The organism is Streptomyces sp. NBC_00459, from assembly GCF_036013955.1.
In the GTDB taxonomy this organism is placed as follows: Bacteria; Actinomycetota; Actinomycetes; order Streptomycetales; family Streptomycetaceae; genus Streptomyces.
This window is the reverse complement of record NZ_CP107903.1, coordinates 2,374,380-2,396,456: the sequence shown is the minus strand read 5'-3', so window position 1 is coordinate 2,396,456 and position 22,077 is coordinate 2,374,380. Positions and strand designations below refer to the sequence as shown.

Below are 22,077 nucleotides of genomic sequence, written 5' to 3'. Positions count from 1 at the left end.
CCGGGGCCCCGCCCTTTTGCGTGACCGCTTCCGTGCCCGTGACGCCGAAGGCCCGGTTCCGCCGAGTCGGTCGGTGGAACCGGGCCTTCGTATGTGCTGTGTGCGCTGCCTCGGTTATGCCTTGCGCAGGCGGAACGTCAGCGACAGGCCCTCGTCCGTGAACGGGTCCCCGTAGGTGTCGTCCGCCTCACTGCCGGCGAAGTCCGTTGCCAGGACCTCGTCGGCGATCAGACCCGAGTGCTCGGTCAGGGCCGCGGTGACCGCCGGGTCCGTGGACGTCCAGCGGAGCGCGATGCGGTCGGCCACGTCGAGGCCGCTGTTCTTGCGGGCCTCCTGGATCAGCCGGATCGCGTCCCGGGCGAGGCCCGCCTGACGCAGCTCCTCCGTGATCTCCAGGTCGAGGGCGACCGTCGCGCCCGAGTCGGACGCCACCGACCAGCCCTCGCGCGGGGTCTCCGTGATGATGACCTCGTCCGGGGCCAGGGTGACCGTCTCGCCGTCGACCTCGACCGACGCCGTGCCCGCGCGCAGGGCGAGGGACAGCGAGGCCGCGTCGGCGTTCGCGACGGCCTTCGCGACGTCCTGGACGCGCTTGCCGAACCGCTTGCCCAGGGCACGGAAGTTGGCCTTGGCCGTGGTGTCGACCAGCGAGCCGCCGACTTCGGAGAGGGACGCGAGGGAGCTGACGTTCAGCTCCTCCGTGATCTGCGCGTGCAGTTCGCGGTCCAGGGTGTCGAAACCGGCCGCCGCAACGAGCGCGCGGGACAGCGGCTGGCGCGTCTTCACGCCCGACTCCGCGCGCGTGGCACGGCCGAGCTCGACCAGCCGCCGTACGAGCACCATCTGCTTCGACAGCTCCGGGTCGATCGCGGACAGGTCCGCCTCGGGCCAGGAGGTCAGATGGACGGATTCGGGGGCGCCCGGGGTCACCGGTACCACCAGGTCCTGCCAGACCCGCTCGGTGATGAACGGGGTCAGCGGGGCCATCAGCTTGGTGACCGTCTCGACGACCTCGTGCAGGGTGCGCAGCGCGGCCTTGTCGCCCTGCCAGAAGCGGCGCCGGGACCGGCGTACGTACCAGTTGGACAGGTCGTCGACGAACGCCGACAGGAGCTTGCCGGCGCGCTGGGTGTCGTACGACTCCAGAGCCTGCGTCACCTGGTCGGTGAGCGCGTGCAGTTCGGACAGCAGCCAGCGGTCCAGGACCGGGCGGTCGGCCGGGGCCGGGTCCGCCGCGGAGGGGGCCCAGTTCGACGTGCGCGCGTACAGGGCCTGGAAGGCGACCGTGTTCCAGTACGTGAGGAGCGTCTTGCGGACGACCTCCTGGATGGTGCCGTGGCCGACACGGCGGGCCGCCCACGGGGAACCGCCGGCCGCCATGAACCAGCGCACAGCGTCCGCGCCGTGCCGGTCCATCAGCGGGATCGGGTCGAGGGTGTTGCCCAGGTGCTTGGACATCTTGCGGCCGTCCTCGGCGAGGATGTGGCCGAGGCAGACCACGTTCTCGTAGGACGACTTGTCGAAGACGAGCGTGCCGACCGCCATCAGCGTGTAGAACCAGCCGCGTGTCTGGTCGATGGCCTCGCTGATGAACTGCGCCGGGTAGCGGGACTCGAACAGTTCCTTGTTCTTGTACGGGTACCCCCACTGCGCGAACGGCATCGAACCCGAGTCGTACCAGGCGTCGATGACCTCCGGCACGCGCGTGGCCGTCTGTCCGCAGTCGCCCTGGGGACAGACGAAGGTGACCGCGTCGATGAACGGGCGGTGCGGGTCCAGGTCCGACTGGTCGGTGCCCGTGAGCTGGGTCAGCTCCGCGCGGGAGCCGACGACCGTGAGGTGGTCCTCCTCGCAGCGCCAGATCGGGAGCGGGGTGCCCCAGTAGCGGTTGCGGGAGAGCGCCCAGTCGATGTTGTTGTTCAGCCAGTCGCCGTACCGGCCGTTCTTGACGGTGTCCGGGAACCAGTTGGTCTTCTCGTTCTCCTGGAGGAGCCGGTCCTTGACGGCCGTGGTGCGGATGTACCAGGACGGCTGCGCGTAGTAGAGGAGCGCGGTGTGGCAGCGCCAGCAGTGCGGGTAGCTGTGCTCGTACGGGATGTGCTTGAAGAGCAGGCCGCGCTGCTGGAGGTCCTCCGTGAGCTTTTCGTCCGCCTTCTTGAAGAAGACGCCGCCCACGAGGGGGACGTCCTCCTCGAAGGTGCCGTCCGGGCGGACGGGGTTCACGACCGGCAGGCCGTACGCGCGGCACACCTTGAGGTCTTCCTCACCGAAGGCGGGGGACTGGTGGACCAGACCCGTACCGTCCTCGGTCGTCACGTAGTCCGCGTTCACCACGTAGTGGGTGGGCACGTCCGCCGGGAACTCGACCAGCTCGAACGGACGTTGATAGGACCAGCGCTCCATCTCGGCGCCGGTGAAGGTCTGGCCGGTGGGCTGCCACTCCTCGCCGAGCGCCTTGGTGAGGAGCGGCTCGGCGACGACGAGCTTCTCGCCGTCGGGCGAACCGTTCGTCGCCACCACGTAGGTGACGTCGGGGTGGGCGGCGACGGCGGTGTTGGAGACCAGCGTCCAGGGCGTCGTCGTCCAGACGACGAGCGCGGCCTGGCCGGCCAGCGGACCGGAGGTGAGCGGGAAACGGACGTACACGGAGGGGTCGACGACCGTCTCGTAGCCCTGGGCCAGCTCGTGGTCCGACAGCCCCGTGCCGCAGCGCGGGCACCAGGGGGCGACGCGGTGGTCCTGGGTCAGCAGGCCCTTGTCGAAGATCGTCTTCAGCGACCACCAGACCGACTCGATGTACTCGGGGTCCATCGTGCGGTAAGGGTCGTGGAGGTCGGTCCAGTACCCCATGCGGGTCGTGAGCGCCTCGAAGGCGTCCGTGTGCCGGGTCACGGACTCACGGCACTTGGCGTTGAACTCGGCGATGCCGTACGCCTCGATGTCCTGCTTGCCGGAGAAGCCGAGCTCCTTCTCGACCGCCAGCTCCACCGGGAGGCCGTGGCAGTCCCAGCCGGCCTTGCGGGCCACGTGGTAGCCCCGCATGGTGCGGAAGCGCGGGAACACGTCCTTGAAGACGCGGGCCTCGATGTGGTGGGCCCCCGGCATGCCGTTGGCGGTGGGCGGGCCCTCGTAGAACACCCATTCGGGGCGCCCCTCGGACTGCTCAAGGCTCTTGGCGAAGACCTTCTGCTCGCGCCAGAAGTCGAGCACGGCGTGCTCAAGGGCGGGCAGGTCGACCTGGGCGGGTACCTGGCGGTACGTCGGCGTTGTCATCAGCGAGCTTCCTCCGGCGGACTTTCTGCCTTCCGTCGGAGGGACGAGAGCCGGAATTCTCCGGACGCCGTGTACGGCGTACTCCCGCGGTACCACCCTCCTTGGCTCCCCGGTGCATCGTGCGCACCGATGAGCCCCCTCATTGGGGTCGCGATGCCGGGTCTACAGGCCTTGGCTGTGCTGCTCGCCTCGCTGCGGCTTTCTTCCGGCGGCTCCGGGGTGATCTTCGCGTCGCGCTCGCCCCCGGGCTTCCACCGTCCCCGGGTCGCTCTGGGCTGCGTACGCCGCTACTCGTCCCCATCCACGCTTCTCGCTCCGCCAGTGTACGGCGCCCCACGGACAGCGGCCGACCGGGTTTCCGGGCCACCCGAATGGCCAGGGCCGGGTGTCCGCATTCCGGGACGCGCGGCTCGGCGGATTACCAGGCGGGGAGCTGGGCAAAACGCTTGCAGGCTTGCTCCGAGCGACCGGCGGGGTGGGCGAATCGGGTGGCGTTCCCCGTTGCCGCGGGACTCAAGTCGATTTATCGTCCCAGCACGATTCGCGAGCAAGATCACAATATGTGAAGGGGCCGCGGCCATGGTGGCGAAAAAGACCGCCGAGCAGCAGTCGGCGACCGGCAGATCCACTGGATCCACGGCCGCGAGGGCCTCCGGCAGTGGCAAGGGCACGGACGCCAAGAAGAGTGCTCTCAAGAAGGGCGCCACAAAGAAGACGGTGGCCACGAAAGCGGTGGGAAGTACCGCTGTGGCCAGGAAGACGGTGGCCAAGAAGGCCGTCGCGAAGACAGCCGTCGCGAAGAGGGCTGCCGCTCCCAAAAGCACCGCAGCTCAGGGCGGCACCGGTAAGCGCACCTCCACGAAGAGCACGGCCAGGAAGAGCACTGCCAACAAGGCGGGCGCGGCCGAGGCCGCGAAGACGACGGGAGCCACGACGGTGGTTGCGAAGAAGACTGCGGGCACGACCACGACGGCGAAGAAGCCCAGCGCGGTACTACCCAAGGCGCGGATCGTCACGGCGCTGGAGCCGGGCGAACTCGCCGTACGCCCCGGTGAGGATCCATGGACCCCGGAGGAGGTGGCTGAGGCACGCGCCGAGCTGCAGTCCGAGGTCCAGCGGCTGCGCGCCGAGATCACGGCGTCCGAGCAGTCCCTCGTGGGTCTGATGCGGGACTCCGGGGACGGTGCGGGCGACGACCAGGCGGACACCGGCACCAAGAACACCACGCGCGAGGCCGAGATGGCGCTGGCGGCCAACGCGCGCGAGATGCTCGTCCAGGACGAGCGGGCCCTGGAGCGGCTGGACACGGGCACGTACGGCCTGTGCGAGAACTGCGGCAACGCGATCGGCAAGGCGCGTATGCAGGCCTTCCCGCGCGCGACGCTGTGCGTCGAGTGCAAGCAGAAGCAGGAGCGGCGCTACTGACCGCACCACGGAGCCCTGTCGTGCCGATCCCCGCCGTGTGCCTCCTGCGCTCCTGTGTGCCAGGAGGCGTGTCGTACTCTCGTCCTCAGTCAGGAACCTAGGTTGAGGGACTCACGTGGCAGAGGCGGAGCGCATCATCGGTACGCCGGACATCCCGGACGCGGCGGGAGCCGAGTCGGAAACGCCGGACGAGCGGCCCCGTGGCAGGCGCCGGATCCTCGTCCTGTTCACGGTCGCCGCGCTGGCGTACGCGCTGGACCTCGCCAGCAAGATGATCGTGGTCGCGAAGCTGGAGCATCATGCGCCGATCGAGATCATCGGGGACTGGCTGAAGTTCGAGGCGATCCGCAACGCGGGCGCCGCCTTCGGCATGGGTGAGGCCTTCACGGTGATCTTCACGGTCATCGCGGCGGCCGTGATCGTCGTGATCGCCCGCCTGGCCCGCAAGCTCTACAGCCTGCCTTGGGCGATCGCGCTCGGTCTGCTGCTCGGCGGCGCGCTGGGCAATCTGACCGACCGGATCTTCCGTTCGCCCGGCGTCTTCGAGGGCGCGGTCGTCGACTTCATCGCGCCCAAGCACTTCGCGGTCTTCAACCTGGCCGACTCGGCGATCGTCTGCGGTGGCATCCTGATCGTTCTGCTGTCCTTCAAGGGGCTCGATCCGGACGGGACCGTCCACAAGGACTGACGGCCCGGGCGGGGTTTGTCCACAGGCACGGTCGGGGGCGTCGGGCCCGTCCTGCATACTCGACGGGTGAGTACGATTCCCGAGATCCGCAACCTGCCCGTGCCGGACGGCCTGGAGGGTGAGCGTGTCGACGCCGCCATCTCCCGGATGTTCGGCTTCTCCCGTACGAAGGCCGCCGAGCTGGCCGCGGCGGGGAAGGTCACGGTCGACGGCTCGGTGGTCGGCAAGTCGGAGCGGGTGCACGGCGGGGCCTGGCTGGAGGTCGAGATGCCGCAGGCGCCCGCGCCCGTGCAGGTGGTGGCCGAGCCGGTCGAGGGCATGGTGATCGTGCACGACGACGACGACATCGTCGTGATCGTCAAGCCCGTCGGCGTGGCCGCGCACCCCTCGCCCGGCTGGACCGGGACGACCGTCATCGGCGGGCTCGCAGCCGCCGGATACCGCATCTCCACCTCCGGTGCCGCCGAGCGCCAGGGCATCGTGCACCGGCTCGACGTCGGCACGTCCGGCCTGATGGCGGTCGCCAAGTCGGAGCGCGCGTACACGTCGCTCAAGCGCCAGTTCAAGGAGCGCACGGTCGACAAGCGCTATCACGCGCTGGTCCAGGGCCACCCGGACCCGATGAGCGGCACGATCGACGCGCCCATCGGCAGGCACCCCACCCACGACTACAAGTGGGCGGTCACGGCCGAGGGCAAGCCGTCCGTCACGCACTACGACCTCATCGAGGCGTTCCGCTCGGCCTCCCTGCTCGACGTGAAGCTGGAGACCGGCCGCACCCACCAGATCCGCGTCCACATGGCCGCCCACCGGCACCCCTGCGTCGGCGACCTGACGTACGGGGCGGACCCGACGCTCTCCAAGCGGCTCGGCCTGACCCGCCAGTGGCTGCACGCCGTACGCCTCGGCTTCGAGCACCCGGGGGACGGGACGTGGGTCGAGTTCGAGAGCGACTACCCGGAGGACCTGGCGACCGCCCTGGAGCGGGTGCGCGAGGAGACGTACGCATGACCCCGCCGTCGTACGCGGTCCGCGTCGCCGAGGACGCCGCCGACCGCGAGGCCTGTTTCGCGGTGCGCAAGGAGGTCTTCGTCGCGGAGCAGCGGGTGCCGGAGGACCTGGAATACGACGAGTTCGACGCGGGCGCGCTGCATGTGCTGGCCGTCAGGGACGACGGGGTGGCGCTCGGAACGGGGCGGTTGCTGTACGGGGAGGCGGCCGTCGGCAGGACCGGGGGCGATCTGTCCGTGGGGTCGCTCGGGCGGCTCGCCGTGCGGAAGGAAGCGCGGGGCCTGGGGGTCGGGGTCGCGCTCGTGCGGGGTATCGAGGCGGCGGCTCGGGGGCTGGGGCTCGCCGCGGTGGATCTTCATGCGCAGACCTCCGCGCTGGGGTTCTACGAGCGGCTCGGATATGCGGGGTACGGGGACGAGTTCTACGAGGCGGGCATCGCGCATCTTGGGATGCGCCGCTCTCTTTGAGTTTTCTCTTGCACCCGCGCACCGCCCGTGGCGGGTCCGTTGAGAGGTTGACCTCGCCTGGGGGTGCTCCTTCGTCGGCGGCTGATCCGCCGTGGGTTCAGGGCCGGCCGGCTGTCCTTGGAGTTTCGTGGGCCCTGCGAGGGGCTCCGTCCTGGAAGCGGCGGGTCGCCTCGACGCCCGGGGGCAGGGACGCGTCCGCCGTGTTGACCCGGGGGAGGGCGTACGGGTGCTGCTCGGCCAGCCAGCGGATCATGCCCTCTCGGACGTGCACCCGGACCTTCCAGACGTCGTCCGCGTCCTTGGCCGTCACCAGGGCTCGTACCTCCATGGTGCTCGGTGTGGCGTCCGTGACGGACAGGTCGCAGGCGCGGCCGTCCCAGGCCGGGCACTCGCGCAGGAGGTCGCGCAGCTTCTCCCGCATCGCGTCCATGGGCGCGCTGTGGTCCAGGTGCCAGAAGACGATGCCGGTCATCTGGGCCCCGCCCCGCGACCAGTTCTCGAAGGGCTTCGAGGTGAAGTAGGACACCGGCATCGTGATGCGGCGCTCGTCCCAGGTGCGCACGCTCAGGAACGTCAGCGTGATCTCGTCGACCGTGCCCCACTCGCCATCCACCACGACCGTGTCGCCGAGGCGCACCATGTCGCCGAAGGCGATCTGGAACCCCGCGAACATGTTGCTCAGCGTCGACTGGGCCGCCACACCCGCGACGATGCCCAGAATCCCCGCCGACGCCAGCAACGAGGCGCCGGCCGCACGCATCGCCGGGAACGTCAGCAGCATCGCCGCCACCGCCACGACGCCCACGACCGCCGCGACCACCCGAGTGATCAGCGACACCTGGGTGCGGACCCGGCGGACCCGGGCCGGGTCGCGGTGGACGCGCGCGTAACGGGTGTACGAGGTGTCCACGACCGCCGCCGCGATACGGACGATCAGCCAGGCCGTCGAGCCGATCAGCACCAGCGTCAGGGCCCGGCCGACGGCGACCTGGTGCTCCCTGAGCAGGTCGGCCTCGTGGTAGGACCCTCTGAGCAGCGCCGCGCACAGGACGAGCTGGTAGGGCACACGGCCCCGGCGCAGCAGTCCCCACAGTGGTGTCTCGGTCCGGCGTTCGTCCGCCTTGCGCAGCAAGCGGTCCGTGGCCCAGCCGATCAGCAGCGTGAGCACGACCGAGCCACCGAGGACGATCAGCGGGCGCAGTACGTTCTCCATGCGGGAGAACGTAACCGGAGAAGGGCGGTCATGAACATGTGACCCCGGGTGTGCTGGCACACATGCCGATGTCTTCCTGATGTCTTCGGGGCTGATCGCCGTCGGGTGGTGTCAGTGGTGGCTGGCACGATGTCCTCATGAACGTCATGCTCTTTCACTCGACCTATGGGCTCCGCCCCGCCGTGCGCGCGGCGGCGGACCGGCTGCGGGCGGCCGGACACGAGGTGTGGACCCCCGACCTGTTCGACGGGCACACCTTCGAGACCGTCGAGGAGGGCATGGCCTTCAAGGACGTCATGGGCAAGGACGAGCTGCTCAGACGGGCGATCCTGGCCGCCGCGCCCTACTCCGGGCGGGGTCTGGTGTACGCGGGGTTCTCGTTCGGTGCCGCGACCGCGCAGACGCTCGCGCTCGGGGACGACAAGGCACGCGGGCTGTTGCTGCTGCACGGCACGTCGGACATCGCCGAGACCGCGTCGGTGGACGAACTGCCGGTCCAGCTGCACGTGGCCGAGCCGGACGCGTTCGAGACCGACGACTGGCTGGGCTCCTGGTATCTCCAGATGGGCAAGGCGGGCGCCGACGTGGAGATCTACCGGTATGCCGGGGCCGGTCACCTCTACACCGACCCCGACCTCCCGGACTACGACGAGGAGGCGGCCGAGGCCACCTGGCGGGTGGCGCTCGGCTTCCTCGACAGTCTGTAGGGCCGGTTCTTCGAGGACCGCCGTGACCGGCCTTGCGCGGGCTACACCGGGCGGTACGTCCGTTCCACCTTCTGGGTGCCGCTGAGAGTGCGGTAGGAGCGCCACCAGGTCGAGGTCGCGTTCGTCTTCGTGCGGTCGGACAGCACGTAGTAGTCCATCTGCGCGCGGTCGGCGGTGATGTCCAGGACGCCGTAGCCGTGGCGGTCGGTGTCGACCCAGTGGACGTGCCGGTTGGCCGCCTGGATGATCGGCGCGGCGAGCGCGGTGACGGTGCCCTCGGGGACCTTGAGGATGTCGTCGAGGTTGTCGGAGGTGACCGACGTGACGACGAACTCCGTGGCGGCCGAGGGCGACAGCGGGTAGGTGCCGGCATCCACGGGCACGTCGTTGGCCCAGGCCATGTGGATGTCGCCGGTCAGGAAGACCGTGTTGCGGATCGCGTTGGAGCGGAGGTGGGCGAGGAGTTCACGGCGGTCGTCCGTGTAGCCGTCCCACTGGTCGGTGATGAGGCCGAGGCCGTCCTTGGGCAGGCCGAGCAGTTCGGCGAGCGGCTTCAGGAGGTCGGCGGTGAGGGAACCGATGACGAACGGCGAGATCATCACCGAGTTCCCGACCAGTCGCCAGGTGGTGTCGGAGGCCTTCAACCCCGCCTTCAGCCAGTCCAGTTGGGCCCGGCCGGTGATCGTTCGGTTCGGGTCGTCGACCGAGCCGTTGCCCACGGCCACCTGCTGGGAGCGGAAGGAACGCAGATCGAGCAGGGAGAGGTCGGCGAGCTTGCCGAAGCGCAGGCGCCGGTAGGTGGTGCCCGCGATCGCCGGGCGGACCGGCATCCACTCGAAGTAGGCCTGCTTCGCGGCCGACTGCCGGGACGACCAGGCGCCCTCCGTGCCCTCCGTGTGGTTCTCGGCGCCGCCCGACCACGCGTCGTTGGCGAACTCGTGGTCGTCCCAGATCGCGATGACGGGGGCCGCGGCGTGAAGGGCCTGGAGGTCGGTGTCCGTCTTGTAACGCCCGTGCCGTACGCGGTAGTCGGCGAGCGTGAGGATCTCGTGCGCGGGGGAGTGCGGGCGTACGACGGTGCCACGGGTGCCGTACGTGCCGGTGCCGTACTCGTAGATGTAGTCGCCGAGGTGCAGCCAGGCGTCCAGGTCGCCGCGGGCCGCGAGATGGCGGTACGAGGAGAAGTAGCCGGCCTCCCAGTTGGCGCACGAGACCACGCCGAAGCGCAGGCCCGTCACCGCGGAGTCCGCGGCGGGCGCGGTGCGGGTGCGGGCGGCGGGGGAGTCCGCGCCGCCGGCCGAGAAGCGGAACCAGTAGTCCGTCGCGGGCGAGAGACCGCGGATGTCCGCCTTGACCGTGTGGTCGGTGGCGGCCGACGCGGTGGTCGAGCCCTTGGAGACGACGTTCGTGAACTGCCTGTCGAGGGCGACGGTCCAGCTCACCTCGGTGTCCGGGCCGAGCCCGGAGCCGGGTATCGCCTCGGCGGTGGGTGTCACGCGCGTCCACAGCAGGACGCCGTCGGGCAGCGGATCGCCGGAGGCCACCCCGTGCAGGAAGGCGGGGACCTCGGCAGCGGCACGGGCGGGCAGTGCGGCGGCCAGCGGGCCGGCCAGTACGGCGGTGGCCGCGGCGGCCTTGACGACCGTACGGCGGCGTGGGGCGAGGGAGTTGACCCGGGCGCCCGTGGACTCGGAGGAAGAGCTTCGACTCGTCACGGGCGCTGAGATTACTGACCAGTAAGGCAGTAGAGCGGGCGAACGACAAAAGTTCGCCCGCTCTTCGGCTGATCGTCCACCGGGAACGAGCGGCGGACCGTACGACGGGCGCTCCGAACGCCCCTGAATCCGCTGTTCAGGCCTTCAGCGCCGCCGTGATCGCCGTGGTGAAGTCGGCGACCGTCATCGGCGCGTTCTCGCTGTTCGGAGCCGTGAGCTTCTTGCCGTCCATCACCAGGCTCGGGGTGCCGTTGACGCCGTCCTTGTTGGTGTTGAAGGTCTGGGACATCGCCAACGCCCAGGCGTCGTACGTGCCGTCCTTGACGGCGGTCTGGAACTTCGTGTTGTTCTTGAGCGCGCTGACCGTGTTCGCCACCTTGATCAGGTAGTCGTCGCTCTTGAACTTGTCGTCCGTCTCCTCGGGGTGGTACTTCGTCGAGTAGAGCGCGGTCTTGTACTCCAGGAACGCCTCGGGGCTCACGTTCAGCGCGGCGCCCATGGCGCTCATCGCGTTCTTGGAGCCCTCGCCACGGGAGCCGATCTGGATCTTCCCGTTGTCGTCGGTGTCACCGTCGAGGAACGTGCCGCCGATGTACTGGATCTTGAACTTGCCCGCGTCGAAGTCCTGCTTGAGGGTCGGGCCGACCGTCTCCTCGAACTGGGCGCAGATCGGGCAGCGCGGGTCCTCGTACAGCTTGAGGGTCTTCTTGGCGGTGCTCTTGCCGAGGATCACCGTCGTGCCGTTGGTGCCCGTGGTGTTGGCCGGCGCGACGACCTTCGCGTCCTTCGCCGTGTCCCAGTAGCCCGGCTTGTTGTTCTGCACGACCGCGTAGCCGATACCGCCGGCTATCGCGAGGACGGCGACGACCGCGCCGGCCACGATGACCTGGCGCTTGACCTTGTCGCGCTTCGCCTGGCGCTCGCGCTCCTGACGCAGACGTTCACGGGCCGCGCTCTTGGACGCCTGGCTGTTCCGCTTGCTCATGCTGGTGATCTCCCTGGGGAACGCGTGCGCGGCGTGGCGGCGCACGCGGAAATGAGATGAGGGTTTGCCGGTGCTCGTCGCTCGGTGCCGCTCGGGCGAGTGGTCGCTCAGGCGAAGGCGAGCAGGTTCGGGCGCGGTGGTCCTCGGCGTCCCAGGGAGTGCACGAGCAGGCGCGTGCGGAGGGCGGCGACGCGCTGAGCCGGTCGCGGCAGACGGCGTACCGCCGGGGCGGACCGGACCGTCACCGCGGCGGCGGCCAGCAGCAGCGGGCGGAAGGTGGAGGTACTGAGCGCGCCCAGCAGCTGGGCCAGTGCCCGCTCGCCCCGGCGCAGCCAGGCGGCGGCCAGCAGCCCCACCCCGACATGCGCGCCCAGCAGCAGCCAGGCGGTCGAGGGGTCGGCGTGGGCGAGCAGAGCCGCCACCCGGTCGGTGTCGGAGCCCGCCACCCGGGCCAGCGGGGTGCCCACACCGTCGCCGGCGCACAGCACGTCGAAGCCGACCGAGCGCAGCGGGCCGGCGACCGGACCGCCCGCCCGGCCGTAACAGACCGTCTGGCCGGTGGTGAAGACCGTGTCGGCGGCCAGCTCCAGCGGGATCAGCAGGGCCGCGATCCGGGCGAAGCCGCGCTCACGGCCGGCCAGCGCGTACGCGACGACGAAGACGGCGGCGGCGATCACGGCCACCGTCCCCATCGGCAGCGGGACCCTGGACAGCAGCACGTGCGACGCGCTGCTGAGCGTCACGACGAGTGCCGTGAACAGTGCCGCGCGTACGGCTCTGAGGTGGGTCCCGGATATGTCCATAGCGGAGGAGAGTGTGTCACGGACTCCTGTAAGAGGCCCCTAAAAGGTCCCTGTGAGCCCGTGCACTGTCCGAAGAGGGTGTGAGGGTTGTCTAGAGGCCGGGGATCCGGCCGTTGCGGAACAGGTCCACGAAGACCTGGTGGTCGGAACGCGCGCGTGCGCCGTACTCGTGGGCGAAGTCCACCAGGACGTCCGCGAAGCCCGCCTCGTCGGCCGCGATCACCGCGTCGATGGCCCGCTCCGTGGAGAAGGGCACCAGGGACTCGCCGGACTGGTCGTCCGCCGCCGCGTGCATCGTGGCCGTCGCCCGGCCCAGGTCGGCGACGACGGCCGCGATCTCCTCCGGGTCGTCGATGTCGCCCCAGTTCAGGTCCACGGCGTACGGCGACACCTCGGCGACCAGCTGACCGCGGCCGTCCAGCTCGGTCCAGCCCAGCCACGGGTCGGCGTGGTCCTGGAGGGCGCGCTGCGAGATCACCGTGCGGTGGCCCTCGTGCTGGAAGTAGCCGCGGATCGCCGGGTCGGTGATGTGCCGGGAGACGGCCGGGGTCTGGGCCTGCTTGATGTAGATCACCACATCGTTCTCCAGGGCGTCCGTGGCGCCCTCCAGAAGGATGTTGTACGAGGGCAGCCCGGCCGAACCGATACCGATGCCGCGCCGCCCGACGACGTCCTTCACCCGGTACGAGTCCGGGTGGGTCAGGGACGACTCCGGCAGCGTCTCCAGGTAGCCGTCGAAGGCGGCCAGCACCTTGTAGCGCGTGGCCGCGTCCAGCTCGATGGAGCCGCCGCCCGGCGCGAAGCGGCGCTCGAAGTCACGGATCTCCGTCATCGAGTCGAGCAGCCCGAACCGGGTCAGCGAGCGCGCGTCGCGCAGCGCGTCCAGCAGCGGCCCCTGGGCGGTGTCCAGGGTGAACGGCGGCACCTCGTCGCTCTTGGCGCCGGTCGCGAGGGCGCGGATGCGCTCGCGGTACGCGCCCGCGTACGTCCGCACGAGCTCGCTGATCTGCTCGTCGGAGAGCGCCTTCGCGTACCCGATGAGGGCCAGCGAGGCGGCGAGACGCTTGAGGTCCCAGGTGAAGGGCCCCACGTACGCCTCGTCGAAGTCGTTGACGTTGAAGATCAGCCGCCCCTGGGAGTCCATGTAGGTGCCGAAGTTCTCCGCGTGCAGGTCGCCGTGGATCCACACGCGCGCGGTGCGGTCGTCCAGGTAGGGTCCGCTCAGTATTTTCCCATCACCCCGCCCGGCGTTATCCGCCTCCAGGTCGTGGTAGAAGAGGCACGCCGTACCCCGGTAGAACGCGAACGCGGAAGCCGCCATCTTGCGGAACTTCACGCGGAACGCGGCCGGGTCGGCGGCCAGGAGCTCGCCGAACGCGGTGTCGAAGACGGTGAGGATCTCCTCGCCGCGGTGCTCGGCGCTGAGCTGCGGAACCGACATCGCTGGGTGCCTCCTGGTGCAGGTGGTGCAAGACGAATGGGGCCGGACAGGCCGACCGGGGAGACGGATTGACTCCGTCGTCCCTCCAACGTCCGAAGGTACGCCGGAGTGCCCACGACCCACCCACGAAGGTACGGGGGACAGCCCTCCCCCTGTCAGTGCCGAGGCATAGACTTCGTCGCTGTCCCCCCGGACTGCCCGCAGCCTGTCGCCGAGTGTTTTCCATGGAGGCCATGCCGTGTCAAAGCCGCCGTTCACGCACCTGCACGTCCACACCCAGTACTCGCTGCTGGACGGTGCCGCGCGGCTCAAGGACATGTTCGAGGCGTGCAACGAGATGGGCATGACCCATATCGCCATGTCCGACCACGGCAACCTCCACGGGGCGTACGACTTCTTCCACACCGCCAAGAAGGCGGGTGTCACACCGATCATCGGCATCGAGGCGTATGTGGCGCCCGAGTCGCGGCGCAACAAGCGCAAGATCCGGTGGGGCCAGCCGCACCAGAAGCGCGACGACGTGTCCGGTTCGGGTGGTTACACGCACAAGACGATCTGGGCGGCCAACTCGACGGGCCTGCACAACCTCTTCCGGCTGTCCTCGGACGCGTACGCGGAGGGCTGGCTGCAGAAGTGGCCGCGGATGGACAAGGAGACCATCTCCCAGTGGTCCGAGGGGCTCATCGCCTCCACGGGCTGCCCGTCCGGTGAGCTCCAGACCCGGCTGCGCCTCGGCCAGAAGGAGGAGGCGCTGAAGGCGGCCTCCGAGTACCAGGACATCTTCGGCAAGGACCGGTACTTCCTGGAGCTGATGGACCACGGCATCGAGATCGAGAGCCGGGTCCGCGACGGCCTCCTGGAGATCGGCAAGAAGCTCGGCATCCCGCCCCTGGTGACGAACGACTCGCATTACACGTACCCGCACGAGGCGGGCGCGCACGACGCGCTGCTGTGCATCCAGACCGGCAAGAACGTCTCCGATCCGGACCGCTTCAAGTTCGACGGCACCGGCTACTACCTGAAGTCCACGGACGAGATGTACGCCATCGACTCCTCCGACGCCTGGCAGGAGGGCTGCGCCAACACCCTCCTGGTGGCCGAACAGATCGACACCGCAGGCATGTTCGAGGCGAAGAACCTCATGCCGAAGTTCGACATCCCGGACGGCTTCACCGAGATCACCTGGTTCCAGGAAGAAGTCCGGCTCGGCATGAACCGCCGCTTCAACGGCAACGTCCCGGACGACCGCCAGAAGCAGGCCGAGTACGAGATGGACGTCATCATCCAGATGGGGTTCCCGGGGTACTTCCTCGTCGTCGCCGACTTCATCATGTGGGCCAAGAAGCAGGGCATCGCGGTCGGCCCGGGCCGTGGCTCGGCGGCCGGTTCGATCGTCGCGTACGCCATGGGCATCACCGACCTCGACCCGATCCCGCACGGTCTGATCTTCGAGCGGTTCCTCAACCCCGAGCGTGTCTCCATGCCCGACGTCGACATCGACTTCGACGAACGCCGGCGCGTCGAGGTGATCCGGTACGTGACCGAGAAGTACGGCGCCGACAAGGTCGCCATGATCGGCACGTACGGCAAGATCAAGGCGAAGAACGCCATCAAGGACTCCGCGCGCGTGCTGGGCTACCCGTACGCCATGGGTGACCGGCTCACCAAGGCCATGCCCGCCGACGTCCTCGGCAAGGGCATCGACCTCAACGGCATCACCGACCCCTCGCACCCGCGCTACAGCGAGGCCGGCGAGATCCGGGCGATGTACGAGAACGAGCCCGACGTGAAGAAGGTCATCGACACCGCCAAGGGCGTCGAGGGCCTGGTCCGGCAGATGGGTGTGCACGCGGCCGGCGTCATCATGTCCAGCGAGCCCATCGTCGACCACGCCCCCGTCTGGGTGCGGCACACCGACGGCGTGACCATCACACAGTGGGACTACCCGCAGTGCGAGTCGCTCGGCCTGCTCAAGATGGACTTCCTGGGCCTGCGCAACCTGACCATCATGGACGACGCCGTCAAGATGGTGAAGGCGAACAAGGGCGTCGAACTCGACCTGCTGGCCCTCCCGCTCGACGACCCGGCGACCTTCGAACTGCTCCAGCGCGGCGACACCCTCGGCGTCTTCCAGTTCGACGGCGGACCCATGCGCTCGCTGCTGCGTCTGATGAAGCCCGACAACTTCGAGGACATCTCCGCCGTCTCGGCGCTCTACCGTCCCGGCCCGATGGGCATGGACTCGCACACCAACTACGCGCTGCGCAAGAACAAGCTCCAGGAGATCACCCCGATCCACAAGGAGCTGGAGGAACCTCTCGAAGAGGTTCTGGCGGTCACCTACGGCCTGATCGTCTACCAGGAGCAGGTGCAGAAGGCAGCCCAGATCATCGCCGGCTACTCACTCGGCGAGGCCGACATCCTGCGCCGGGTGATGGGCAAGAAGAAGCCCGACGAACTGGCCAAGAACTTCACCATCTTCCAGGCCGGCGCCAAGAAGAACGGCTACAGCGACGAGGCGATCAAGGCCCTGTGGGACGTCCTGGTCCCCTTCGCCGGATACGCCTTCAACAAGGCCCACTCCGCCGCGTACGGACTGGTCTCCTACTGGACCGCCTATCTGAAGGCCAACTTCCCGGCCGAGTACATGGCGGGTCTGCTCACCTCGGTCAAGGACGACAAGGACAAGTCCGCGATCTATCTGAACGAGTGCCGGCGCATGGGCATCAAGGTGCTCCCGCCCAACGTCAACGAGTCGATGTCCAACTTCGCCGCCCAGGGCGACGACGTGATCCTCTTCGGCCTCTCCGCGGTGCGCAACGTCGGCACGAACGTCGTCGAGTCGATCATCAAGTCCCGCAACGCCAAGGGGAAGTACGCCTCCTTCCCCGACTACCTCGACAAGGTCGAGGCCGTCGTCTGCAACAAGCGGACCACGGAATCGCTGATCAAGGCCGGCGCGTTCGACAGCATGGGGCACACCCGCAAGGGCCTCACCGCGCACTTCGAGCCGATGATCGACAACGTGGTCGCGGTGAAGAGGAAGGAAGCGGAGGGACAGTTCGACCTCTTCGGCGGCATGGGGGACGAGGACACCAGCGAGCCCGGCTTCGGTCTCGACGTCGAGTTCACCACCGACGAGTGGGAGAAGGCCTATCTGCTCGCCCAGGAGCGGGAGATGCTCGGCCTGTACGTCTCCGACCACCCGCTCTTCGGCCTGGAGCACGTCCTCTCCGACAAGGCCGACGCCGGCATCTCCCAGCTCACCGGAGGTGAGCACGCGGACGGCGCGGTCGTCACCATCGGCGGCATCATCTCGGGCCTCCAGCGCAAGATGACCAAGCAGGGCAACGCCTGGGCCATCGCCACCGTCGAGGACCTCGCCGGTTCCATCGAGTGCATGTTCTTCCCGGCCACCTACCAGCTGGTGTCGACCCAGCTCGTCGAGGACGCCGTCGTCTTCGTCAAGGGACGCCTCGACAAGCGCGAGGACGTGCCCCGGCTGGTCTCGATGGAACTCCAGGTCCCAGACCTGTCCAACGCCGGCACCAACGCGCCCGTGATCCTCACGATCCCCGCGCTGAAGGTCACCCCGCCGATGATCAGCAGGCTCGGCGAGATCCTCAGCCACCACAAGGGCGAGAGCGAGGTCCGCATCCGGCTCCAGGGACCGAGCAAGACCACCGTGCTGCGGCTCGACCGGCACCGGGTGAAGCCCGACCCGGCACTCTTCGGCGACCTGAAGGTGCTCCTCGGACCGTCCTGCCTGGCCGGCTGACCGTCTGAAGCGAGTGAGGGGCGCACCCGGTTGTGGGTGCGCCCCTCACTGTGCCTGGGCTTCAACAGCCCGTCCTCCGGATGCCTGTCGTACTCGGTGGCGCTCAGTTGTGGCCGAAGCGCTTCTGCCGGCCCTTGCGTGCCATGTCACCGGGAGTCACCTGGGTGGCGCGCTGCTCGGCCTGCGACTCCATCGAGGAGGACTTCGCCTGCTCGGTACCGCGCTCGGCCTGTGACGCCTGTTCGTGCGGGCGACTCTGCTTCTTGTTCTTGGCCATGGTGATCTTCCTCCTGAGGGGGATCTAGGGGCCAAAGCCGCAATCAGATTCACATGCCCCGACAAAGCGCGCATGTCGGAGAATCACCGTGCGTAATGCCGTGCGTAATAAGGTCGACTCGTGCGGTGGGCCCCCGGGCCGACGCGGGAAACGCCACGCCGAAGATCGAGTTCGGGCCGTTAACCCCCGCACGGTCGGGCAGACTCGAAGCAAGCCCGAAGCAAACCTCCCGGAAAGAGGGTGGATCGCGTGGACCGCTGCATCGTCCTGGTGGACGCCGGGTATCTGCTGGGGGCCGCCGCGAGTCTTCTCGCCGGAGAGCCCTCGCGGTCCCGCATCACCGTCGACCACCCCGCCCTCATCCAGGGCCTGCGAGAACGCGCCGAATCGGACACCGAACGGCCGTTGCTGCGCATCTACTGGTTCGACGGCGCCCCCGACCGGGTGCCTCAGCCCGAACACCGCAGGCTCCGCGTGATGCCCCGCGTCACCGTCCGGCTCGGCGCCCTGACCCGCAGCGACGGACGGTGGGCGCAGAAGGGCGTCGACGCCGCCATGCACGCCGAGTTGACGGAGCTGGCCCGCAACCGCGCCTGCTCCGACATCGTCCTCGTCACCGGCGACGGCGATCTGCTGCCGGGCATGATGGCGGCCAAGGAGCACGGAGTCGCCGTACACCTGTGGGCGGTGCAGGCGGCCGACGGCGACTACAACCAGTCCGAGGACCTGGTCGCCGAGGCCGACGAGCGGCGCGTCCTGGACCGTGCGTGGATCACCAAGGCCGTACGGGCCAAGGACCTCGGCGGGGTCTGCGCGCCGCAGCCCGTGCCCCGCCCCGAGATCGCCGCGATCCTGTCCGCGCCGCTGCCCGAGTCGGCGCACGCGCAGGCGGCCGGGCGGGCCGTCGACGAGCAGCAGGAACACTCGGCGGTGCCCGCCGAACAGAACGGCGAGCAGGAGCGCGTACCCGCCGCCAAGGGAGTACCGACCCCCAAGGACCTGGCAGCGCTGCGGGCCCCCGGTGCCCAGCCCGCCCAGCATCCCGCCAACGCGACCCTGCGCTGGTCCTCCGACAAGGGCTGGGTCGACCGGCCGGGCGTGGCCGCCGAGCCCCCCGAGATCGCCTCCATGCCGACGCTCGCCCAGCTCACCTCGGCCGAGCAGCGCTGGGCGGACCGCGAGGAGGACATCACCACGGTCGGCGGTGATCCGTACGAGGTCGGACAGGTGTTCTCCCGGCGCTGGATGGAGCGCCTCCCGGAACCCGCCCAGGTGCAGAAACTGTCCACGATGTACCCCCGCATCCCGCACCGCATCGACGGCGAGCTGCTGCGCTACGCCGCCCGTTTCGGCCTGCTCGCCCACAAGGACGACCAGATCGACGAGCACGACCGGTACGCGATCAGGGCAGGTTTCTGGCGCGAGATCGACGTCCGCACGAACGCGGAGCACGCGCCCGTCGGAGAGTGAGCGGCCCCCGCGGGGGAAGAGCGGGGCGGGGGTTGGATTTCAGGCGGAGTCGGGCACCCCGTACTCTCGTCCTTCGTGAGTACGCGCACGGCACACGCAGCCCGACACGGTGACGATGTCGTGTGCGCGGTGCGCGATCTCACCAAGACCTATCGGGCGGTACGCGGCCGACGCGGCGCCCCCGGAACACCCGAGGTCCAGGCGACGGACGCCGTTGACCTGGACGTCCGGCGCGGTGAGATCTTCGGCCTGCTCGGGCCGAACGGCGCCGGCAAGTCGACCCTGGTCCGGCAGATCACCGGCCTGATGCGCCCCGACCGGGGCAGCGTCGAGATCCTGGGCCACGACATCGTGCGCCACCCGGAGCGGGCCGCGCGCATCCTCGCCTACCTCGGCCAGGAGTCCAGCGCCCTCGACGAACTGACCGTCTCGCTCGCCGTCGAGACCACCGCGCGACTGCGCGGCCTGGAGGTACGGCAGGCGCGGGCGGAACGGGACGCGGTCCTGGAGGAGCTCGGACTCACCGCACTGGCCCCCCGGCCCATCCGCAAGCTCTCCGGCGGGCAACGACGGCTCGCGTGCTTCGCCACCGCGCTCGTCGGGGAACGTCCGCTGCTCGTCCTCGACGAACCGACGACCGGGATGGACCCGGTGGCCCGGCGGGCGGTGTGGTCGGCGGTCGACCGGCGGCGCGCCGAGCGCGGTACGACGGTGCTGCTGGTGACGCACAACGTGATCGAGGCCGAGACGGTCCTCGACCGGGTCGCCGTCCTGGACCGGGGGCGCGTCATCGCCTGTGACACGCCCGCGGGGCTGAAGGAGCAGGTGGCGGGCGAGGTCCGGGTCGATCTGGTCTGGCGGGAGGCGGCGCCCCTGCATGTCCCGGAGGTCGCCGCGCTGCGGGACCGGGCCGTGGAGTCGGGGCGCAGATGGACGTTGCGGCTGGCTCCCGAGGAGGCCCGCGCGGCCGTCGCCACCGTCACCGGCGGGGCCGCCTTCACCGCGCTGGACGACTTCACGCTGGCCACGCCGAGCCTGGAGGACGTGTATCTGGCGCTCGGGGGGAATGTGCAGGGGCTGGTGAAGGCGTGAGCGACCTCGGTTCGACGGGCAGGACCGGCAGGGCCGGTGTGAGTGCGGGGGCCTTTGGATCCGTACGGGTAGGTGTGCGGGCGCTTGTGGGGGAGAGGGCGGCTGTCGTGACCGGGACGAAGAGGAGCAGCTCGACGTGAGTGTCGTACCCGCCGAGGTGCTGCCGGGCAGTGGCCTGGCCGTGGAGGAGACGCCCGCGCGCCGCGCGCCGGCCGAGCTCGGGCCGCGTGCGCGGCTGTGGCCCGCGCTCGTCGCGGTGTACCGGGCGCAGTTGTCCCGGGCCCGGGTCGCGCGGATTCCGCTGCTGTTCGTGGCGACGTTCCAGTCCGTCGGGATCATGATCCTGATGCGGGGGGTCGTGGACGGGGGCGGCGAGGCACGGGCCGTGGTGGCCGGGGCCTCGGTGCTCGTCGTGGCCTTCGTCGCGCTGAATCTGCTCGCCCAGTACTTCGGGCAGCTGCGGGCCAGCGGTGGACTCGATCACTACGCGACGCTGCCGGTGCCGCCCGCGGCCGTGGTGCTGGGGGCGGCGGGGGCGTACGCCTCCTTCACCGTGCCGGGGACCGTCGTGACGGCGGTGTTCGGGTGCCTGCTGTACGGGCTGCCGTTGACGCATCTGTGGGTGCTCGCCCTGGTGATCCCGCTCGCGGGGGCCGCGCTCGCCGGGCTCGGCGCCGCGTTCGGGCTGCTCGCTCCTCGGCCGGAACTCGCCACGCTGCTCGGGCAGTTGGGCATGTCGGCGGCGCTGCTGCTGGGGGTGCTGCCGGCGGACCGGATGCCGGGGGTGGTGCGGCTCGCACGGGATCTGCTGCCTTCCACGTACGGCGTGGAGGCTTTCGCCCGGACCTTCGGGACCGATCCCGACTGGGCCTTCGTGTTCGGTGACCTCGCCGTGTGCGCGGGGGTCGGGGTGGTCTCGCTGGCCGTCGCGACCTGGGCGTACCGTCGGGCGGCCGTCCGGTGACGCGCCGCACAGAAGGGCCTGGCACGATGTCAGGGTGACCGCACCGCTGACTCCGCCTCCGCCGCCGCACCAAGAGCCCTCGCGTGAACGCGAAGAGGCTTCGCAGCCCCAGCAGCCTCTGCAGCAGCAGCCCTCGCTCCAGCAGGCTCCGGACGGCCGGTCCTGGCAGTTCTGGCCGGAGCCGACAGGGGGAAACGGGTTCGCACCGGCGTACGGACAGGACGGCCCCGGGATGAAGACCGAACTGCGGGAGGCCGCCGTCGTCACGGTGGTGGTGGCGCTCGGTGGGGTGCTGCTCGGGCTGCTGTGGTGGTGGCTGGCGCCGAGTGTGCCGCTGATCGGTGACATCGTCGCGAACCGGTGGGTCGTGTACGTCAAGGACAGCGAGGGCGAACAGGCGATCGGGGTCGACGGAACGTTCACTCTGCTGGCAATGGCCCTCGGGGCGGTGAGTGCGCTGGGCGCGTTTCTGGTGCGGCGGCGCGGGGGTGTGCCGCTGGTGGTCGCGCTGACGGTCGGAGGGCTGCTCGGGTCGGTGCTGGCGTGGCGGCTGGGGGTGTGGCTCGGGCCCGCCCAGGATGTGATCGCCCACGCGAAGGACGTGGGCAAGGGGGTTACGTTCCTGGCTCCGATGAAGCTGGGGGCGAAGGGGGCGCTGCTGGTGTGGTCCGTGGCGGCGCTGGTGGTGCATCTGGGGTTGACCGGGCTGTTCGGGCCCCGGGACCCGGAGGTGGGGGGCCACGAGCAGGTGCCTCCGGCCTGACCCGC

The 22,077-nt window shown here is 69.7% G+C and carries 17 protein-coding genes; 10 read left to right on the top strand and 7 right to left on the bottom strand.

Features of this window, described 5'->3' with window-relative positions:
- Positions 1 to 114: 114 nt before the first annotated feature.
- Entirely contained in the window at positions 115 to 3,273 is a 3,159-nt protein-coding gene (gene ileS / locus OHN74_RS10480; protein ID WP_327694265.1) for an isoleucine--tRNA ligase, read from the bottom strand.
- Positions 3,274 to 3,852: 579 nt separating this feature from the next.
- On the opposite strand from ileS, the gene OHN74_RS10475 reads away from it, so the two are divergent.
- The 4 genes from OHN74_RS10475 (at position 3,853) to OHN74_RS10460 (ending at position 6,864) form a co-directional block, all read left to right on the top strand.
- Positions 3,853 to 4,698 (top strand): TraR/DksA family transcriptional regulator, encoded by an 846-nt coding sequence (locus OHN74_RS10475; RefSeq protein ID WP_327694264.1) that lies wholly within the window; start codon positions 3,853 to 3,855, stop codon positions 4,696 to 4,698.
- A gap of 115 nt (positions 4,699 to 4,813) precedes the next feature.
- Complete coding sequence (lspA, locus tag OHN74_RS10470; RefSeq protein WP_327694263.1) at positions 4,814 to 5,386, top strand: signal peptidase II; 573 nt, start codon at positions 4,814 to 4,816, stop codon at positions 5,384 to 5,386.
- Between the two features lie 66 nt (positions 5,387 to 5,452).
- Positions 5,453 to 6,397 (top strand): RluA family pseudouridine synthase, encoded by a 945-nt coding sequence (locus tag OHN74_RS10465; RefSeq protein WP_327694261.1) that lies wholly within the window; start codon positions 5,453 to 5,455, stop codon positions 6,395 to 6,397.
- Positions 6,394 to 6,864, top strand: a complete 471-nt coding sequence (locus OHN74_RS10460) for a GNAT family N-acetyltransferase (protein WP_327694260.1) — start codon at positions 6,394 to 6,396, stop codon at positions 6,862 to 6,864. The genes OHN74_RS10465 and OHN74_RS10460 overlap by 4 nt, the downstream gene beginning before the upstream one ends.
- A gap of 97 nt (positions 6,865 to 6,961) precedes the next feature.
- Here the strand turns inward: OHN74_RS10460 and OHN74_RS10455 are convergent, their stop codons facing one another.
- The gene (locus OHN74_RS10455) at positions 6,962 to 8,077 is read right to left on the bottom strand and encodes a mechanosensitive ion channel family protein (protein ID WP_327694259.1); all 1,116 of its coding nucleotides are present in this window, start codon (positions 8,075 to 8,077) and stop codon (positions 6,962 to 6,964) included.
- A gap of 137 nt (positions 8,078 to 8,214) precedes the next feature.
- On the opposite strand from OHN74_RS10455, the gene OHN74_RS10450 reads away from it, so the two are divergent.
- The gene (locus OHN74_RS10450) at positions 8,215 to 8,784 is read left to right on the top strand and encodes a dienelactone hydrolase family protein (protein WP_327694258.1); all 570 of its coding nucleotides are present in this window, start codon (positions 8,215 to 8,217) and stop codon (positions 8,782 to 8,784) included.
- Between the two features lie 41 nt (positions 8,785 to 8,825).
- Here OHN74_RS10450 and OHN74_RS10445 read toward each other — a convergent pair whose 3' ends face one another.
- From OHN74_RS10445 to OHN74_RS10430, 4 genes are all read right to left on the bottom strand, one after another.
- Positions 8,826 to 10,499, bottom strand: a complete 1,674-nt coding sequence (locus tag OHN74_RS10445) for an alkaline phosphatase D family protein (RefSeq protein ID WP_327694257.1) — start codon at positions 10,497 to 10,499, stop codon at positions 8,826 to 8,828.
- A 136-nt stretch (positions 10,500 to 10,635) separates the two neighbouring features.
- Positions 10,636 to 11,484 (bottom strand): thioredoxin domain-containing protein, encoded by an 849-nt coding sequence (locus OHN74_RS10440; protein ID WP_327694256.1) that lies wholly within the window; start codon positions 11,482 to 11,484, stop codon positions 10,636 to 10,638.
- A 107-nt stretch (positions 11,485 to 11,591) separates the two neighbouring features.
- Positions 11,592 to 12,287 carry a hypothetical protein gene (locus OHN74_RS10435; protein WP_327694255.1) on the bottom strand — a complete coding sequence of 232 codons (696 nt, stop codon included), beginning with the start codon at positions 12,285 to 12,287 and terminating at the stop codon, positions 11,592 to 11,594.
- 91 nt (positions 12,288 to 12,378) lie between these two features.
- Entirely contained in the window at positions 12,379 to 13,728 is a 1,350-nt protein-coding gene (locus OHN74_RS10430; RefSeq protein ID WP_327694254.1) for a DUF2252 domain-containing protein, read from the bottom strand.
- 238 nt (positions 13,729 to 13,966) lie between these two features.
- Between OHN74_RS10430 and dnaE the strand changes: the two genes are divergently transcribed.
- Entirely contained in the window at positions 13,967 to 17,506 is a 3,540-nt protein-coding gene (dnaE, locus tag OHN74_RS10425) for a DNA polymerase III subunit alpha (RefSeq protein ID WP_327694253.1), read from the top strand.
- A 103-nt stretch (positions 17,507 to 17,609) separates the two neighbouring features.
- Here dnaE and OHN74_RS10420 read toward each other — a convergent pair whose 3' ends face one another.
- Complete coding sequence (locus tag OHN74_RS10420) at positions 17,610 to 17,783, bottom strand: hypothetical protein (RefSeq protein WP_203690633.1); 174 nt, start codon at positions 17,781 to 17,783, stop codon at positions 17,610 to 17,612.
- Between the two features lie 249 nt (positions 17,784 to 18,032).
- Here OHN74_RS10420 and OHN74_RS10415 point away from each other — a divergent pair, with 249 nt between their 5' ends.
- The 4 genes from OHN74_RS10415 to OHN74_RS10400 all read left to right on the top strand — a co-directional run bounded on the left by OHN74_RS10415 (position 18,033) and on the right by OHN74_RS10400 (position 22,072).
- A complete protein-coding gene (locus OHN74_RS10415) occupies positions 18,033 to 19,253 on the top strand; it encodes an NYN domain-containing protein (RefSeq protein WP_327694252.1) in 1,221 nt (406 codons plus the stop codon).
- Positions 19,254 to 19,373: 120 nt separating this feature from the next.
- Positions 19,374 to 20,345, top strand: a complete 972-nt coding sequence (locus OHN74_RS10410; RefSeq protein WP_327700064.1) for an ABC transporter ATP-binding protein — start codon at positions 19,374 to 19,376, stop codon at positions 20,343 to 20,345.
- 136 nt (positions 20,346 to 20,481) lie between these two features.
- On the top strand, positions 20,482 to 21,309 hold the full coding sequence (locus tag OHN74_RS10405; RefSeq protein ID WP_327694251.1) for an ABC transporter permease: 828 nt from the start codon (positions 20,482 to 20,484) through the stop codon (positions 21,307 to 21,309).
- Positions 21,310 to 21,343: 34 nt separating this feature from the next.
- A complete protein-coding gene (locus OHN74_RS10400) occupies positions 21,344 to 22,072 on the top strand; it encodes a hypothetical protein (protein ID WP_327694250.1) in 729 nt (242 codons plus the stop codon).
- The last annotated feature ends 5 nt before the right edge of the window (positions 22,073 to 22,077 follow it).

Excerpts from the sequence above, each read along its gene's own strand:
- OHN74_RS10455 (WP_327694259.1), bottom strand. The coding sequence starts at position 8,077 with ATGGAGAACGTACTGCGCCCGCTGATCGTCCTCGGTGGCTCGGTCGTG.
- OHN74_RS10440 (WP_327694256.1), bottom strand. The coding sequence starts at position 11,484 with ATGAGCAAGCGGAACAGCCAGGCGTCCAAGAGCGCGGCCCGTGAACGT.
- OHN74_RS10450 (WP_327694258.1), top strand. The coding sequence starts at position 8,215 with ATGAACGTCATGCTCTTTCACTCGACCTATGGGCTCCGCCCCGCCGTG.
- OHN74_RS10435 (WP_327694255.1), bottom strand. The coding sequence starts at position 12,287 with ATGGACATATCCGGGACCCACCTCAGAGCCGTACGCGCGGCACTGTTC.
- OHN74_RS10460 (WP_327694260.1), top strand. The coding sequence starts at position 6,394 with ATGACCCCGCCGTCGTACGCGGTCCGCGTCGCCGAGGACGCCGCCGAC.
- OHN74_RS10420 (WP_203690633.1), bottom strand. The coding sequence starts at position 17,783 with ATGGCCAAGAACAAGAAGCAGAGTCGCCCGCACGAACAGGCGTCACAG.
- OHN74_RS10430 (WP_327694254.1), bottom strand. The coding sequence starts at position 13,728 with ATGTCGGTTCCGCAGCTCAGCGCCGAGCACCGCGGCGAGGAGATCCTC.
- OHN74_RS10475 (WP_327694264.1), top strand. The coding sequence starts at position 3,853 with ATGGTGGCGAAAAAGACCGCCGAGCAGCAGTCGGCGACCGGCAGATCC.
- ileS (WP_327694265.1), bottom strand. The coding sequence starts at position 3,273 with ATGACAACGCCGACGTACCGCCAGGTACCCGCCCAGGTCGACCTGCCC.